This window comes from uncultured Cohaesibacter sp. (assembly GCF_963556055.3).
Classification (GTDB): Bacteria; Pseudomonadota; Alphaproteobacteria; order Rhizobiales; family Cohaesibacteraceae; genus Cohaesibacter.
Genome location: NZ_CAUVYE020000012.1, coordinates 268,373 through 284,828, shown reverse-complemented (window position 1 = coordinate 284,828; position 16,456 = coordinate 268,373). Strand labels below are relative to the sequence as shown.

The 16,456-nt window shown below is 52.2% G+C and carries 16 protein-coding genes and 1 pseudogene; 6 read left to right on the top strand and 11 right to left on the bottom strand.

The features are described from left to right. Positions 1–40: 40 nt before the first annotated feature. The 5 genes and pseudogenes from ACHZB8_RS07715 to ACHZB8_RS07695 form a co-directional block, all read right to left on the bottom strand. Positions 41–812, bottom strand: a pseudogene (locus tag ACHZB8_RS07715) (transporter substrate-binding domain-containing protein). Between the two features lie 465 nt (positions 813–1,277). After that, entirely contained in the window at positions 1,278–2,054 is a 777-nt protein-coding gene (locus ACHZB8_RS07710) for a transporter substrate-binding domain-containing protein (protein WP_316859676.1), read from the bottom strand. A 266-nt stretch (positions 2,055–2,320) separates the two neighbouring features. Beyond that, positions 2,321–2,866 (bottom strand): molybdopterin-guanine dinucleotide biosynthesis protein B, encoded by a 546-nt coding sequence (gene mobB / locus ACHZB8_RS07705; RefSeq protein WP_316859675.1) that lies wholly within the window; start codon positions 2,864–2,866, stop codon positions 2,321–2,323. After that, positions 2,863–3,021: a hypothetical protein gene (locus tag ACHZB8_RS07700; protein ID WP_316859674.1), complete on the bottom strand. Its 159-nt coding sequence runs from the start codon at positions 3,019–3,021 to the stop codon at positions 2,863–2,865. The genes mobB and ACHZB8_RS07700 overlap by 4 nt, the downstream gene beginning before the upstream one ends. Before the next feature lie 34 nt (positions 3,022–3,055). Beyond that, a complete protein-coding gene (locus ACHZB8_RS07695) occupies positions 3,056–3,523 on the bottom strand; it encodes an NTP transferase domain-containing protein (RefSeq protein ID WP_316859673.1) in 468 nt (155 codons plus the stop codon). Positions 3,524–3,815: 292 nt separating this feature from the next. On the opposite strand from ACHZB8_RS07695, the gene apbC reads away from it, so the two are divergent. Then, on the top strand, positions 3,816–4,964 hold the full coding sequence (gene apbC / locus ACHZB8_RS07690; protein WP_316859672.1) for an iron-sulfur cluster carrier protein ApbC: 1,149 nt from the start codon (positions 3,816–3,818) through the stop codon (positions 4,962–4,964). A 113-nt stretch (positions 4,965–5,077) separates the two neighbouring features. Here apbC and ACHZB8_RS07685 read toward each other — a convergent pair whose 3' ends face one another. The 3 genes from ACHZB8_RS07685 to moaA form a co-directional block, all read right to left on the bottom strand. Beyond that, positions 5,078–6,019: a DMT family transporter gene (locus ACHZB8_RS07685; protein WP_316859671.1), complete on the bottom strand. Its 942-nt coding sequence runs from the start codon at positions 6,017–6,019 to the stop codon at positions 5,078–5,080. Positions 6,020–6,139: 120 nt separating this feature from the next. Continuing rightward, positions 6,140–7,147: a DMT family transporter gene (locus ACHZB8_RS07680; RefSeq protein ID WP_316859670.1), complete on the bottom strand. Its 1,008-nt coding sequence runs from the start codon at positions 7,145–7,147 to the stop codon at positions 6,140–6,142. 59 nt (positions 7,148–7,206) lie between these two features. Further along, positions 7,207–8,235, bottom strand: a complete 1,029-nt coding sequence (gene moaA / locus ACHZB8_RS07675) for a GTP 3',8-cyclase MoaA (RefSeq protein ID WP_316859669.1) — start codon at positions 8,233–8,235, stop codon at positions 7,207–7,209. Between the two features lie 148 nt (positions 8,236–8,383). Between moaA and ACHZB8_RS07670 the strand changes: the two genes are divergently transcribed. Next, positions 8,384–8,740 (top strand): DUF971 domain-containing protein, encoded by a 357-nt coding sequence (locus tag ACHZB8_RS07670; protein WP_316859668.1) that lies wholly within the window; start codon positions 8,384–8,386, stop codon positions 8,738–8,740. A 121-nt stretch (positions 8,741–8,861) separates the two neighbouring features. Here ACHZB8_RS07670 and ACHZB8_RS07665 read toward each other — a convergent pair whose 3' ends face one another. Continuing rightward, positions 8,862–9,464, bottom strand: a complete 603-nt coding sequence (locus tag ACHZB8_RS07665; protein ID WP_316859667.1) for a L,D-transpeptidase — start codon at positions 9,462–9,464, stop codon at positions 8,862–8,864. A 555-nt stretch (positions 9,465–10,019) separates the two neighbouring features. Here ACHZB8_RS07665 and ACHZB8_RS07660 point away from each other — a divergent pair. Then, the gene (locus ACHZB8_RS07660) at positions 10,020–11,318 is read left to right on the top strand and encodes an autotransporter outer membrane beta-barrel domain-containing protein (RefSeq protein ID WP_316859666.1); all 1,299 of its coding nucleotides are present in this window, start codon (positions 10,020–10,022) and stop codon (positions 11,316–11,318) included. A gap of 176 nt (positions 11,319–11,494) precedes the next feature. On the opposite strand, the gene nudI is transcribed toward ACHZB8_RS07660, so the two are convergent. Continuing rightward, complete coding sequence (nudI, locus tag ACHZB8_RS07655) at positions 11,495–11,923, bottom strand: nucleoside triphosphatase NudI (protein ID WP_316859665.1); 429 nt, start codon at positions 11,921–11,923, stop codon at positions 11,495–11,497. Positions 11,924–12,064: 141 nt separating this feature from the next. Next, complete coding sequence (locus ACHZB8_RS07650) at positions 12,065–13,681, bottom strand: fumarate hydratase (RefSeq protein ID WP_316859664.1); 1,617 nt, start codon at positions 13,679–13,681, stop codon at positions 12,065–12,067. Between the two features lie 384 nt (positions 13,682–14,065). On the opposite strand from ACHZB8_RS07650, the gene ACHZB8_RS07645 reads away from it, so the two are divergent. The 3 genes from ACHZB8_RS07645 to fumC all read left to right on the top strand — a co-directional run bounded on the left by ACHZB8_RS07645 (position 14,066) and on the right by fumC (position 16,238). Next, positions 14,066–14,440, top strand: a complete 375-nt coding sequence (locus ACHZB8_RS07645; protein WP_316859663.1) for a DsrE family protein — start codon at positions 14,066–14,068, stop codon at positions 14,438–14,440. 33 nt (positions 14,441–14,473) lie between these two features. Next, positions 14,474–14,662 carry a hypothetical protein gene (locus ACHZB8_RS07640; protein ID WP_316859662.1) on the top strand — a complete coding sequence of 63 codons (189 nt, stop codon included), beginning with the start codon at positions 14,474–14,476 and terminating at the stop codon, positions 14,660–14,662. A gap of 184 nt (positions 14,663–14,846) precedes the next feature. After that, a complete protein-coding gene (gene fumC, locus ACHZB8_RS07635) occupies positions 14,847–16,238 on the top strand; it encodes a class II fumarate hydratase (RefSeq protein ID WP_316859661.1) in 1,392 nt (463 codons plus the stop codon). Positions 16,239–16,456 lie beyond the last annotated feature (218 nt).

The following is a 16,456-nucleotide window of genomic DNA, read 5'->3' as shown; positions in this document are numbered from 1 at the left end:
CCGGCAGGAGGCCTGCCGGACGATGTTTGTGTGGCGTTCATTAATCGCCATAAACGTCGAAATCAAAATATTTGTCGTTGATTTCTTTGTATTTGCCGTTGGCGCGAATGGCCGCGATGGCAGCGCTGAATTTGTCAGCCAGCTCGGTTTCGCCTTTGCGAACCGCAATGCCGGCACCTTCGCCGTTGATTGCCGGATCGGCTTTGAGCGGGGTGAGCAATTTGCAGGTAGAGCCATCTTCGGACTTCAGCCAGTTGTCGAGCACGATGATGTCATCGATTACGGCATCAAGACGTCCAGCGACCAGATCCAGTTTATATTCGTCTGGAGTTGGGTAAAGTTTCAGATCGATGTCTTTCAGTTTCTTCTCAGCATAATCGGAATGCGTGGTAGAAGACTGTGCACCGATTACGGAGCCTGCCAGGTTGGACAGATCCGGTTTCAGCTTGGGAATCTTTCGGTACGGCAATTGCCGGTGGGGTGTTGTAGTATTTCTTGGAGAAGTCGACTTTTTTCAAACGGTCCGGAGTGATCGACATGGATGCGATAACGGCATCAAATTTCTCTGCAATCAGCGCAGGGATCATGCCGTCCCAGTCCTGAACGACGAATTCGCATTCGACTTTCATTTCATCACACAGTGCATTTGCCATATCGATATCGAAACCGACCAGTTTGCCGTCCGAGGTCAGTTCGTTGAATGGAGGATATGCACCTTCCGTGCCGATAAGAATTTTGTCTGCTGCCTGAGCGCCACCTGCAACCATCATGATTGCGGTTGCTGCGATAGCGATGTTTTTAAAAAGACGCATTAGAATGTCCCTCTTGCATATTGTATAAAATGATAGGTGCCGATGATCGGGATGATCGAAGGTCAGCCATACAATATTGGCCTGTGACAGGCTTCTCTGGATTAGGCGGTAACTGCCGCTTGATCTGCATATTCCCACTATTTTGCCGGACTTGACAACAGGCAATCCGCCGAAAACGAAATGATCGCCAAATTTTGCCCAAATTATAGACTAGCGTGGAACAAAAGAATGTTCCTGTTGCCGAATCCGAAATTATGTGTTGCGATGCTCGTCCAAAACTCCAAACAAATCTGACTACTGCAAGGGTGCATTACGGGAAAACTGATGGGGTAGTATAAAAATTGGGCAATTTTTCAAGAAGAAGTGAGGAGGGAAAATGGTCGGAATGCTGACAATTCGCTCTAAGAAGTGAGTGAATTGACGGATTGCCGGAAGCAAAATGCCTCCGGCAATGATAAATTATTTCTACTCGCCGCCATAAACGTCGAAGTCAAAATATTTGTCGTTGATTTCCTTGTATTTACCGTTGGCGCGGATGGCTGCAATGGCATCCGACAATTTGTTGGCCAACTCGGTGTTGCCTTTCTTGACGGCGATGCCTGCACCTTCACCATTGATTTCCGGGACCGGTGTGAGCTGCATCAGCATCTTGCAGCAAGTCCCTGCGTCGGACTTGATCCAGTCGGACAGTACGACACTGTCGTCGATTACGGCGTCAACACGACCGCTTTCCAATTCCATTTTATATTCGTCAGGTGTTGGGTAAAGCTTGAGGTCGATGCCCGGAATCATCTTTTCGGCATAGTCGGCATGGGTCGTTGACACCTGGGCGCCAATGGTAAGGCCTTTGAGTTCGGAGATGTCCTTACCTTCAAGTTTGCTATCCTTCAGGACGGCAACGCCCGGAGGGGTGTTGTAGTATTTCTTGGAAAAATCGACCTTTTTCAAACGGTCGGGTGTAATCGACATGGAGGCGACAACCGCATCAATCTTGTTGGAAATCAAAGCCGGGATCATGCCATCCCAGTCCTGAATGACGAATTCGCAGTCGGCCTTCATTTCAGCGCAAAGGGCATTGGAAATATCAACGTCAAAGCCGCTCAGTTCGCCCGCTGCGGACAACTGGTTGAACGGAGGGTAGGCGCCATCAATCCCGATACGGATTTTCTCGGCAGCCGATGCGACGCCGCAGGCAAGCATGGCAGCTGCTGCGGTGATGACAAATTTTGTAGTGAGTCTCATGATGATTGTCCCATTTCAAAGTCGAAGCAATGGGCGAGATAATAGAACAGCCGGGGCCAGAGAAATGATCGAATGTCCGAACAGGTTGAAGGGCCCATGAGCCAGTCTCGCTCGGCGATAGTCATTGACCATTCCAGAGAATTGGACAATGGATATTTTTCGGATTTTCCGCCGATCTGAAATAGAAAGTGACAATATGCCGAATAGCGGTCAATTTGGCTGCTGATTTGCCGGTCCTTGTGCAAAATGTCGTTTTTACGACACAGCTAAATGTCCAGCATGTTGATAATGAGGTTGCAGATCGCTTCGATGTCATCAAGATGGAAGTGGGGCAGGCCATCCGCAAGCTCATCGCCGTCGGGACAATCGCTCGCAATGGCCTTTATGAAAGGGTCATGGGGCGCGATAGGATCCCTGTTGGCCGCAGCCATACGCCTGACTTCGATCTTGGGGAAAGGCTCGGCCTTGTATCCCTCGACAATGACCAGATCGCAGGGCGAAAGCCTTGCGAGAATGTCCATGAGACGCGGTTCTTCATTGTTCCTGCATTCATGCATGATGGCCCAACGGGTTCCGGCTGCGACCAGAGCAACTTCCCCCGAGCCCGCTTGGCGATGGCGAAAACTGTCGGTCTCTTCCTTGTCGATATCGCATTCGTGATGCGCATGCTTGACGGAGGAAACCTTGTAGCCACGCTCCGACAAATTGCTGATAATGGCCGTCGCGAGCGTTGTTTTGCCGGAGTTTTTCCAACCGGTCACCCCGAAAATCTTGTGTCGACAGTCGGGGCGATCCTGAGAATCAGACGTCATGGGATATGGGTCTCCTGCTTACGTGCGATGCGGTCTGCAAGCGCAAGGTCTTCGGCGAAATTGATATTGTAGAATGGATCATGGCAATCGCCATCAACGCTCATGTCCGCAAAATCGACGAAAGCGCATTGATGTTCCTGCGCCCATTGCCGCACCTTGCGGCCTCCACCTGAAAGATAGCGCTCAAGATCATCGGCAAGAACAACAGGCCAAAGTCCGAATGTGGGCTGAACGCCTCCTGATGAGCGGGATGAGAACAATCTTCTCACACATCCTGCCTGACGCGGTCGAAAGCTTATCGGCCAGATTGATCGGAAAAAACGGTGTGTCAACGGCAACCGACAGGATTGCTTGTGCCTCCGGGGCATTTGCCTCGCACCAGCGCATGGCGGTGTAAATGCCCGCCAGAGGGCCCGGAAATGAGCCAAACAGGTCTCCCATCACGGGCAATCCACTGGCTTCAAACCGGCAAGGGTCGCCATTGCCACTGATGACTATCCGATCGATTTGCCCCTTCAGGCGCACGATGCAACGATCAAGCAGAAACGTGCCCCCAACACTGAGAAAAGCCTTGTCGCGCCCGTGCAGACGTTTCGCCTGCCCCCCGGCGAGAATGACGCCGGCCAGTGCTGAATTCGGTGTGTGTGACTTGCTCATGTCGTTTTTCATGGACTGCAAATAGCGGCTTCGGGAATGAAGTGCTGACGAATATTGGCTTGTTATCAAATCCTTTTGTAGATGAAAGCGCCTGACATATGTGCATGTCAACAGCTTGGCAAAGAGAATGGAAAAAATCTGCGACAGATCATACCAGTGCCCCCATATAGGGCAGGGCATACATGCTTTCTTCTTGACGAAACGCTCAGGAAGTTCCAGCAATGGGGGCAAAGATCGGCAACGGGACCTCGCGCCATTGCTGATTATCCGAAATAACTGAAGAGAGAATGACGTGACCCAAGACAAAATCCTTGAACTTTTAAAGCAATATAAAGTCAGCCCTGAGGCACCGGATCTTGTATCTTCCGGTCGACTGTCTGAAATCATCGTCAATGATGGCACGATAACCTTTTCCATTACGATCCCCGCAAAGCAGGCTGCGGCCTATGAAGAATTGTGCAAGTTGCTCGAAGAAAAGATCGAAGCTCTTGAGGGGGTTGAAAAGGCGATGATTGTTCTGACCGCAGAGCGTGAGCCTTCTCAGTCGCAAGGCGAGGCTGCAAGGAATGCTGCCCCGCAGGCCCAGAGAGCCCGGCAGACCCCGCCAAAGTCACAAGGTCCGGCCAAAATCGAGATCTCCGGTGTCAGGAATATCATTGCAGTCTCATCGGCCAAGGGTGGCGTCGGTAAATCGACAACGGCAGTCAATCTGGCGCTTGCGCTTCAGGCCAATGGTCAGAGGGTCGGTATTCTGGATGCCGATATCTATGGCCCCTCCATTCCGCGCCTGCTTAACATCAACGAGCAGCCAACGGTTGTTCCCAACACCCGCATTATGAACCCGATCGAGGCCTATGGTCTTGTTGCCATGTCAATCGGACTGCTCGTGGAGCAGGATACGCCGATGGTCTGGCGCGGCCCCATTGCCGTATCCGCACTCACTCAGATGATCCGGGACGTGGCATGGGCGACAAAGGGCGAGCTGGACACTCTCGTTGTGGACATGCCTCCGGGTACCGGTGATATTCAGCTCACCATGGCCCAGCAAGTCCCGCTTTCAGGCTCCGTGATCGTGTCCACGCCGCAGGATCTGGCCCTGATTGACGCCCGCAAGGGCATCGAAATGTTCCGCAAGGTCAATATTCCCATTCTCGGAATTGTCGAGAATATGAGCTATTTCTCCTGTCCGACCTGTGGTACGCGTCATGATATTTTCGGCCACGGCGGAGCGCGTGAAACAGCCCGGAAAATCAACGTCCCGTTCCTTGGCGAAATCCCGCTCCATATGGATATCAGGGAACGCTCGGATCTGGGCCAGCCAATTGTCATTTCTGATCCAGAAAGCGATCACGCCATGATCTACAGAAACATAGCCGAAGGCATGGTCAAGCAAATGGCCGGAGCGATGAAGCCTGCGCCCAAGATCATGTTCGAAGAATAGGCCCCGGCAGACGTGGGCCCTGAAAAGGGGCCCAATGGGCCGAACACCCAAGAGAATCGACCTTACAGGAAGGGAACAGGGAAACCTGTTCCCTTCTTGCTTTCCCAGTCGGATCAGGTTCGGATGTTCCTTGCAAGCTGACGCTCGCGATACATGGCGTAAAGCCCGGATGAGAGCACCAGCAAAATACCGAGCCATGTCAATCCATCCGGCATGTCACCCCAGAAGACAAATCCGTAGATCAAGGCAAATACGAGCCCCATGAAGCGGAACGGAGCAACGGCGGAGAAATCGCCCTGTCCAATCGCAATCATCACGGCAGCCTGACCAAGGGTCATAAACAGAGCTGAGAAAGCCAGCAACACCAGATGATAGAGGGAAGGGACGCCCCAGTCCTCCGTCAACCCATATAGAAACGCAGCGCTCGTCATCAAAATCATTGTCGACAAGGCAACGACCCAGAGCGCCGAACCTTGGGGCAGGCGGCGGGTGACCAGATCTCGGGCCGCGGCAATGAAGGTGGCTGCAAGGGCAAAAAGCGAAAAGCTGTTATAGCCATCAAGGCCGGGACGGACGATGACGAGAACACCCAGCAAGCCAAGAATGATGGCACTCCAGCGACGTATGCCAACGCGCTCCGACAGGAAAAGGGCGGCAGCGGCAGTTGCAACAAGCGGGATGACCATCACGAAGGAGGTATAGTTGGCCAGCGGCAACTGTTGCAGGGAAATGAGATAAAGAAGGGCTGCAATCGCCTCCAATCCGCCGCGCATCAGAACGCGCTTGCCTGATGCCTGCCGGATCATGCGGATTTGGCCGCTGAAAAGGAGCATGCCGAACAGCAGCACTATGGCAAAGCAACCGCGCATGAACCCGATCTGGCCTGCGGGCAGAGCAACGCCAATCAGCTTGACAACCATATCATTGGTCGCAAACAGCAAGGCTGACAGTTGCATCATCATGATGCCATAAAGACTGCCCTTGTCCTCGCCGAACGCCGACACTTTGGCTGGTGTGGATGATGGGGATACGGCTCCATCCAATTTTAACTGCATGTTGAGTGCCTTGAATCGTTGTGGCCTCCACCGTCAGGGCGTGCTGACGGAGACAACCATATTACAAGGCTGGCTGTTTGCTGCGACCGGAATGGCATGGCAGTGCCCAGGCGGTCCTGATCACTCATGGCCGGTTTCTGCCGCAACAAGCGCGTCCGGATCTCCCTCTCGCTTGCCTTCTCTTTTCAGTCGCGCGACCTTGCGTTCCCTGAAAATGGTGTAGATCCCTGATGCCAGAATGAGCAGGATCCCGAACCAGGTCAACGCATCAGGAACTTCACCCCAGATCAGATAGCCATAGGTGAGGGCAATCGGCATGGAAATATAGCGGAATGAGGAAACCACCGAGACCTCACCATTCTGCATCGCGATGGCAATGAAATATTGCCCGAGCGTCAGGAAAGATCCTGCTGCCAAAAGGAAAAGAAGGTTTTTCGAGTTTGGTGCCAACCAGGCCGTATCAAAGCCCGAAAACCACCCCTCTGCCAATGTCATGACGCCACCTCCGAGGGTGGAGACGATCATCGTTGCCAGCGTCACGATCCACAATGAGGATCCTTTCGGAATTTGCCGGGTCACGAGATCGCGCGCGGCAGCAAAGAAGACGGCCCCAAGACCGAAGATCGAGTAGAAGTTGAACCCTTCAATTCCCGGTCGAACGATTGCCAGAACACCAATGAAGCCGATGAGCACCGCACTCCAGCGCCGAATTCCAACCTGTTCCCCAAGCAGAAGGGCGGCAGCGGCTGTCGTCGTCAGGGGAATGGCCAGCAGAATGGCAGAAACATTGGCAAGCGGCAGATTTTTCAGAGCGATCAGACAACAGATGGCAGACAGCGTTTCGCACAGACCGCGAATGAGCACTGTTGGTTGAAAGCTTTGGGCAAAATGCTTCAGCTCGCGAAAGAAGACGCAAAGCAGGAAAACCAGCACGGTGGCGCAAATCCCCCTTATAAGCACCATCTGCCCCGTTGCGAGGTTGTCTCCGACAAGCTTGTTGAAGACATCGTTCGTGCTGAAGAATAAGACAGAGAGCTGCATCGTGAAAATGCCGTAGAAGTTGCCCTTGTCTTCACGCAATGGTGAGGAGGTACGGCGTGCTGCCGTGCCTTGCGAACCCGTTGTCATAGGAGAAACCTTTAAAATAAGTCACAGGGAGTGGTCCTGATTGAGGATTCAGGAAAGAGCTACCCTCCGGTCACAGACATATGCCTGCCAATAGAGGGACGATTGTCGTTTCTGTCAATGACAAAATCATGGCCTTTGGGTTTTCTGTCTATCGCGCTTCGGATAACGTCAATGAGGGCATCGTCTGACCGGGATGTGCGCAGAGCTTTGCGCAAGTCAACAGAGCCCTCTTGCCCAAGGCAGGTGTAGAGCGTTCCTGTGCAGGTCACCCGAACCCTGTTGCAACCTTCGCAAAAATTGTGTGACAGAGGGGATATGAAGCCAATGCGGCTGCCTGTTTCCTCAAGGGTGTAATAGGTTGCCGGGCCACCCGACCTGTAGGACGAGGGACTAAGGCGCCAACTCTCTTGCAGGCGTTCCCTGACTTCAGTCAGAGACAGATACATGTCGGCCCGATCCGCGCCAATCTCGCCCATCGGCATGGTTTCGATAAAGGTGAGCCCCATGTCACGTTCCGCGCAAAAGCGGATCATATCGTCAAATTCGTCGTCATTGACCGTCTTAAGCGCAACCACATTCAGTTTGAGTTTTATACCGGCCGCAAGCGCGGACTCCATTCCCTCAAGTATCTGGTCAAGACGCCCCCAACGCGTGATCTTTGCAAAGCGGTCAGCTCGCAGAGTATCAAGGGAAAGATTGATGCGCCTGATGCCGAGGGAGGCAAGATCTCTGGCATGTTTGGACAGTTGGGAGCCGTTGGTCGTAAGGGTCAGTTCATCGAGAGCCCCGCTTTGCAGATGACGCGAAAGGCTTGCAATGAGTGTCATCACATCCTTGCGCACCAAAGGCTCTCCGCCTGTTACACGCAGTTTTCTGATGCCCAAAGCAACGAAGACCGTGCACAGCCGGTCAAGCTCCTCAAAGCTCAGGACTTCCCGTTTGGGAAGGAAATGCATTGTGTCTGCCATGCAATAAAAGCATCTGAAATCACAGCGATCTGTCACCGAGACGCGCAGATAGTCGATGGTCCGTCCGAATGGATCGATCAGAGGCTTCATTTCTTTGGTCAAAGCGTCGTTTTCTCGCATGGCTTCCCGTTTGGCACCTACGTTAAGAATGGCATCATTACAGGTGCTTAGATGAATTTACCAGTGGGCGGCGGTCTTGACGACGCTTGCCGCTTTGCCTAACGCTTTTGCATGAGGCTGGAAATGACAAATATGAAAGGGCGTTTCAATGACGGATGCGTGGCCAACAGAAATAAAACTTAAAAAGGACAAGAAATGCCTCTCAATCAGCTTCGATGACGGCACAGCCTATGACTTTCCGGCAGAATTCCTGCGTGTGACCTCCCCGAGTGCGGAAGTTCAGGGCCATCATCCGAGTGAGAGAAAGACCATCGGCGGCAAGAAAGACGTTGAAATCATGAAGGTCGAGCCGGTTGGGAACTATGCGATCAGGCTCTTTTTCACCGACTTGCATGATTCCGGATTCTTCACGTGGGACTATTTCAAGCAATCGGGCGAGGGCTTTGACAGGATCTGGCAAACCTATCTTGAGGAACTGGAAGAGAAGGGACTTTCAAGGGAGTGAACCGCCTCAAGCCAGCTTCGTTTGCGCACGGCCATTTAAAAAAATAGGCCCATCAAACAAACACAAGCCGACCATAGGATGGTCGGCTTGTTCGATTGACAAGGACACAAGGTCTTTCAGATTATTTCTGAGTAGCCTGAATAACGTGGACACGCGCGCCCACTTTTACGCGATCATAAAGATCAATCACATCTTCATTGGCCAGACGAATGCAGCCCGAAGACACAGCCTGTCCGATAGACCATGGTTCGTTTGAGCCATGAATACGATAGATCGTGGAGCCGATATACATTGCGCGTGCACCCAGTGGGTTGTTTGGTCCACCTTCCATATAGCCTGGCAGATTTGGAACACGTTTGCGCATTGCAGGAGGAGGGGTCCAGCCCGGCCATTCCGCTTTGCGGGTAATGCGGTGGGTACCGGTCCACTGGAATCCGGGACGGCCAACGCCGATGCCATATTTCACGGCTTTTCCATCACCCATTAGGTAATAGAGACGACGTTCCTTGGTGTTGATGATGATGGTGCCTTCAGAAGATTTTGCATAAGGCCCGCTATATTTTACGGTCGTACGCTTGATGGGAGATTTGCCACCATGGGCATATCTTCCGACATCAACCCACTCTTGCTTTTCCATATCGAAATATTTGGAGGCAAGAGCGTTGCCTGTCGCAATGCAGAGGCTGAGCAGAATACCAACCCCAAGAGTTAAAAGATTTCGCATTTGTTTGTCCCGAAATAAAATAAACGCCAGACTCCGCCTTCACAGGTCTTGTACCGGTCCGCCTACGAGAAGTCGGAGAATTGATCGTGAGAGGAGTTTGATCGCTATTCTCTAAATCTAGCTCTTTGAAGCAAGAACTTTTTCCTCGCACGGTGATCACAAAAATGTTTTTGCAATGCGCCTGCCATGCTTTGTGCTGCACTTGCGGCAGGTCAGGGTTGACCATTGGTGGGCGTGACGCTTTACCATTCATTCAGATTTGGCTTCTCGGTAGATCGGGATCTAAATCACTGAACCTAAAGATAAAAAATAAATTTCTCTTTTTGCGTGCCAAAATCGGCCGCCCGCCGGCAATGGAGAAATGTGTTAAAAAGCAACAAAACGCGCAGAAAATTTGTCAAGCGGTGGCTAATATATTGCCAACTCCTATTGAAAGCTCGATGATATGTGCTATCAACAGTTATCTTTAAATCTTATGAGTGGTTGTTGAGCGTTGTTGCACCATATGGTTGCAGTGAGCCGCTTCGAGCTGATTCTACGGTCATGAGTATTTTCATGCGTGCCCTTAAAACGTTTTTTTTCGTGTTGGCTTTCACATTGATGCAATCCCAGTTTGCGGCCGCTGATCGCAAATGCTCGGGTTACTTCTGGTGGTGGGGATGTAGCTATTCCGGCTCATCTGGCTCCTCGTCCTCATCTTCCGGCAGTTCGACCAAGCCCGCGACATCTGCGTCATCCGAGACTGAAAACGAAGAAGAAATCGTGACGACCGGCCCGACTTCCGAAGCGGGCAAACAAAGCGCCGGTGAAACGGCCGCCGCGTCTTCATCGGCAGCCAATAGTGCTGCGGGTGGTGTTGTCGGGCAAATCATGTCGGCAAGCGGCTCCAATGGCGGCTCTTCCTCCTCCGGTGGCGGCAAGACAAGCGGCAGTACAAGCCTGACCGCCTATGTCGAGCGGATGAAAGACAATCCAGGTATCGGCGCCATTACCGAGACGATTGATGAAGAGGAACAACTCGCAGCTCTTGAAAGAGGTGTCTGGATAAAAGCGCTTGGCGGTTTGTCACAGAAAAACGCGACTGGTTCGGCACCAAGTTCGGAAGCCATCTTTGGCGGGGCGATGGCGGGCGTGGATATCTACTCCGATTCATTTTATCGACTGGGGCTGATCGGGGCCACTGCGCGGGTGAATGTCGATGTCAACGCCAATGACAGCCATGTTCAGATGACCCTTGCCAAGGTCGGGGTGACCAATAGTCTTCAACTGGGCTCGATCTTCATCGATCACCTGCTGCTTTATGGGCCAGAATTTACCCATGCAAAGCGCTCGATCGAGGTGAATGATGCCAAGAGCTACATGACCTCCGATTATGTCAATCACCGCATCACCAACGCCTTTGAAATCGGTCACCGATCCGTTGTTCACGGGATTGTTCTTCAGCCAAGTGCAGGTGTTCAACTTGACTGGATGCATCAGCCCAGCAACAAGGAAAAGGGACTGGCTGACGCTGCGCTCTATACAAAGAGCAGCAATTACTGGGCAGGCAATACCAAAGTCGGCATGACGCTCTCAACGGCCATTTTGCTGGGTGATCATTCGCTGGTCCCAAGCTTTGGGGCATACTGGATCCACCGGTTTGGCAAGCTGTCAGGCACATCGATGATGTCATTCGACTCAGGCAACACCTATCAGGCCATGGGGGATGCCCCCATTCGTGATCTGACCAAATTGCAGGCCGGTTTGCTGTTCAACATGAACAGCAATCTGAGCCTGTCAGCCAATTATGCCGTGTCCTTCACCTCTGTCGAGCGCAACCACGCAGCCAACCTTGGCCTCCGCTATCGGTTCTAGTGGATCCGATCGAGTGTCGTTACTATTATATTTTTATATAGTTGTGCAGGTTTGTTAAATTGAAACATTAAGACAATTCAGATGCCTTAAGGCTCGGAGTGATGAGCTGTTTTGTCAGCGACACTGTACTCAGCTATCTTGCACTCAGCGACCTTATGCAAAGTCTTTTGCCGCCATCATTTCAGAAGACCTTGTGCGATCAGTGTCATCCGGGTTGCTTCGTTCAAGTCATAGTCACACAAATTGTCCGGCTTCACCCAAGCGACCGCTTCGAACTCCTCATTGAAGGATATGGCGCGATTGGCTGCGTGGCAGTCAAAAATCAGATAGATCATGTAGATTTCTTCGCGGGTGCCATCAGCATAGGTTTTTACTCGAACATCATCGCGAAATGTCCAGGGGGTAACGCGGTCGATGATCAGGGCATCGCCAAGTTCTTCGCGAATTTCACGCCGCAAGCCAGCTTCAATTGTCTCTCCGGGCTCAAGTCCGCCACCTGACAAGGCCCATTGATCGGGAAAAACACCACGATCTTTCGGCATTTTGCAGAGTAGGTACTCCCCTTCATTTTCAATAAGCGGGCATAAGATTGTTCTTTGACGCATGCTTGTGACTTTCAATAAATGAATTTTAGACGGCAAAAAATGAAAAGCCCGGCACAGAACCGGGCTTCTGGAGTTTGGGGAACGTGTCTCGGTCTATGCGGTCCGTTTCAATGAACGGCACCTGCATAGCGCTATCGGAAATTAACCGAGATTGAGTTCAGCGAAGAAATCGTTGCCCTTGTCATCGACAACGATAAAGGCCGGGAAATCTTCGATTTCGATCCGCCAGACCGCTTCCATGCCGAGTTCCGGATATTCGATGCACTCGACTTTCTTGATGCAGTCCTTGGCAAGACGAGCAGCCGGACCGCCGATCGAGCCGAGATAAAAACCGCCATGTTTCTTGCAGGCCTCTGTAACGGCTTTCGAGCGGTTGCCTTTGGCGACCATCACCATGGATCCGCCGAAGGACTGGAACTGATCGACAAAGCTGTCCATGCGACCGGCTGTGGTCGGGCCAAAAGATCCGGAAGCATAGTTAGCCGGGGTCTTGGCTGGGCCGGCATAATAGACCGGATGATTTTTCAGATAATCCGGCATTGGCTCTCCAGCTTCCAGAAGGGCTCTGATTTTGGCATGGGCCAGATCGCGCGCCACGATCATCGGGCCGGTCAGGGACAGGCGGGTCTTGGTCGGATATTTGGTAAGAGTTGCCAGAATCTCGCTCATCGGTGCGTTGAGATCGATCTTGACCACTTCACCGCCCAATTCGTCCGCATCGACATCTGGCAGATATTGCGCCGGATTGGTTTCCAGATCTTCGATGAAAATACCATCCTTGGTGATCTTGCCTTTGCACTGGCGGTCAGCAGAGCAGGAAACGCCGATGGAAATCGGCAAGGATGCACCATGGCGAGGCAAACGAATGACGCGGACATCGTGACAGAAATACTTGCCGCCGAACTGTGCACCGATACCCATGGACTGGGTCATTTTGTGAATCTCTTCCTCAAGCTCAAGATCGCGGAAGGCGTTGGCTGTCTCGGACCCTTTTGTCGGCAGCTCGTCATAATAATGAGCCGAGGCCAGCTTGGTGGTCTTTAGGTTGAGCTCGGCGGACAAACCGCCAATCGTTACCGCCAGATGGTAGGGCGGACATGCGGCGGTACCCAGTGTCTTGATCTTTTCTTCAAGGAAGGCCAGCAGGCGGTCTTTGGTCAAAAGGGAAGGGGTGCCCTGGTAAAGGAATGTCTTGTTGGCCGAGCCACCACCCTTGGCCATGAACAAGAATTTGTAGGCGTCTTCGCCTTCGGAGAAAATATCGATCTGCGCAGGCAGGTTGTTGGCGGTATTCTTCTCTTCGAACATGCTCAGCGGAGCAAGCTGGCTATAGCGCAGGTTCTTCTTGTCATAGGCATCGAAAACGCCCTGACTGAGAGCGGCTTCATCATCGCCCTCGACCCAGACGTTGGATCCTTTCTTGGCGACAACGATGCCGGTACCCGTATCCTGGCACATGGGCAGCACACCGGCAGATGAGATATTGGCGTTCTTCAAAAGGTCATAGGCAACGAACTTGTCGTTACCGGTTGCGTCTTCGTCATCGAGAATTTTGCGCAACTTTTCCAAATGGCCGGGGCGCAGCAAATGGTTGATGTCCATAAAGGCCTGTTCACACAGAAGGCGAATGCCTTCTTCTTCCACCACAAGAACATCCTTGCCTCTGAATTTTTCAACCGACACATGCTCGGAAGTCAGTTTGCGATAAGGGGTCTTGTCTTCTCCCAGAGGGAAGAGCTTATATGCCTGATTGCTCATTTTCGGTCCTTGGTTTTGGTTTCGACAAGCGGCAGGGTGCGCGCTTCGGTCAAATGCGTCTCGATTGCAGCGCCCAGAAGATCGGCTTCTGGCAAATGCCAGCAATCCAGAGGCGAGAAAGAACATTTCAATTGGTGCAGGGCTTTGGTCAAAAATTCAAGTCATTCTTATGGCAAACAACGAGCTTATCAATGCCTTATCTGATCAATGTCATTTGAGTAAGATGGACCTGCGGCAAAAAATTGGTTGAAATTGCGCAAAAATGGCCGCTTATTAATTTGTAACATTCGCAAATAATAAATAAGTAAGGACTAACCGGCCGAACCGTCGCCATACGCGATGGTACGGGTCCAATGATATTGCAGAAGACCGAAAGGAAAACCAATGGCCAAGCAAACCGATTATGTAAGCACTCTTTTCACCAATGCAGATGATCCCAACAAGATTACGGTTGCCTACACAATGGGTGTGCAGGCTCTGGAACAAGGGCATAGCGCCACGATCATGTTGATGGTCGATGCTGTCCATCTGGCAAAAGCCGGAGCGCTTGAAGGCATTGACATCGGGGCACCATTCTCTCCGGCAAATCCCTTGCAGGAAGCCTTCCTTGAGAAAGGCGGCCAGATCCTTGTTTGCAAAGCCTGCATGATTCACAACGGTGTTTCGGAAGAAGAAATCGACAAACGCATGCACGTGATCAGCGCCGAAGAAGTCATTCCGATGCTGATGGGTGCCAAGGGCAGCTTGCAATTGACGTAAGCAGTGAGCAGATCAAATAGAAGGCCGTTCCTGATGGAATGGCCTTTTTTATATTTGGGTGCGGAAAAAAAACTCACCGACATCCTGCGGATTGGTCTCGGTGCAACGAAACAGCCGCAAGCGAGAGGCAAAATCCTTCATGTCGTTGGTTGGCCCTTGATGCCTGCGTCGTGCGACAATGCTGCCATAACTCCGCTGTTTGCCATGGTCGGTAAGCCGTAAAGACGGTAAATAATCTGAGTTTGATCTTCAAATTAAAGGTGACTACCTATAGACTGGGGTCAGTTCGAGCATTATCTGACTTCTAGAGACAACCAGACGCACGGTACGAGGCGGGGGGAGCGCGATTGGTTGCCTGTCCGAAATCCTATTGAGTCCCGCCATGATTATCTCTGAAAGGCATGACATGAGTACTATCCGCGTTGAAACCGATTCATTTGGTCCGCTCGAGGTTCCTGCTGACAAATATTATGGAGCGCAAACAGCGCGATCCTTGATCAATTTCCCGATAGGTGAAGAGACGATGCCCGCCCCGATCATTCGTGCTTTGGGGATCATCAAACGGTCTGCTGCCCGTGCCAATCTGTCACTCGACAATATCGACCCCAAGATTGGCCAAGCCATCATTGAAGCAGCCAGCGAAGTGGCGGAAGGCAAGCTGAATGATCATTTTCCCCTGTCCGTCTGGCAGACCGGTTCAGGCACACAATCCAACATGAATGCCAACGAAGTCATTTCGAACCGGGCCATCGAGCTGCTCGGCGGCGTCCTCGGATCCAAGGATCCGGTCCATCCCAATGACCATTGCAACAGAAGTCAATCTTCGAATGACACATTCCCAACCGCGATGCATATTGCCGCGGCTGAGGAAATCAAGAAAAGCCTGGTTCCAGCCCTGCACAAGCTTCATGTCGCGCTGAGCGAAAAGTCAAAGGCGTTCGAGGCAATAATCAAGATTGGCCGCACGCATCTGCAAGACGCTACGCCCCTCACATTGGGTCAGGAATTCTCAGGCTATACGGCGATGGTTGCGAATGGCATTCGCCGTGTCGAGAGAACACTGCCAGCGCTTTATCAATTGGCACAGGGCGGAACGGCCGTGGGTACCGGGCTAAACGCCAAGATTGGCTTTGCCGAGGCTTTCGCCGAGGAAGTCGCCGCCTATACCGGGCAGCCATTCGTCACCGCTCCCAACAAGTTTGAAGCCCTCGCAACCCATGATGCCATGGTCGAAGCGCATGGCATGCTCAACAGCGTTGCCGCAAGTCTGTTCAAGATCGCAAGTGACATCCGGCTGCTTGGCTCTGGCCCTCGTTCGGGGCTGGGCGAGATTTCGCTTCCCGAGAATGAACCCGGCTCCTCCATCATGCCCGGCAAGGTCAACCCGACCCAGTGTGAAGCCATGACCATGGTCTGCACCCAGGTCATGGGCAATAATGCCGCCGTTGCCATGGCTGGGTCACAAGGTCATTTTGAACTCAACGTCTTCAAGCCGATCATCGCCTACAACACCATGCAATCCATCCGGCTGTTGACCGACGCAGCAATCAGTTTCACTGACAAATGTGTGGTAGGCATCAAGGCCAATGAGGATCAGATCAATGCCCTGATGCAGAGATCGCTGATGCTGGTTACGGCTCTGGCCCCTCGCATCGGCTATGACAATGCGACCACCATCGCCAAAACAGCCCACAAAAACGGTACCACGCTCAAGCAGGAGGCCGTCAAGTTGGGTTTTGTTACCGAAGCGGAGTATGACGAAATCGTGCGTCCAGAACGCATGATTGCTCCCAATTGATGGAATAAACCGCAAGATAACAATCGCTTGGGACTGATGAGGTGGGCGGTATCTGCCCATCCGGTTGGAACACCGAAAGCCCCATGCGACGCCAATCCGGTTTTGGATATTTTATGTGATTTGCGCTCGACCCGCCGGGAAAATGTGTGATAGCCTCCCTCTATTGCCTTATTTGCCGCTGGCCGAGCCCCGCATATCCCTGCCAAAACGAAAAACCG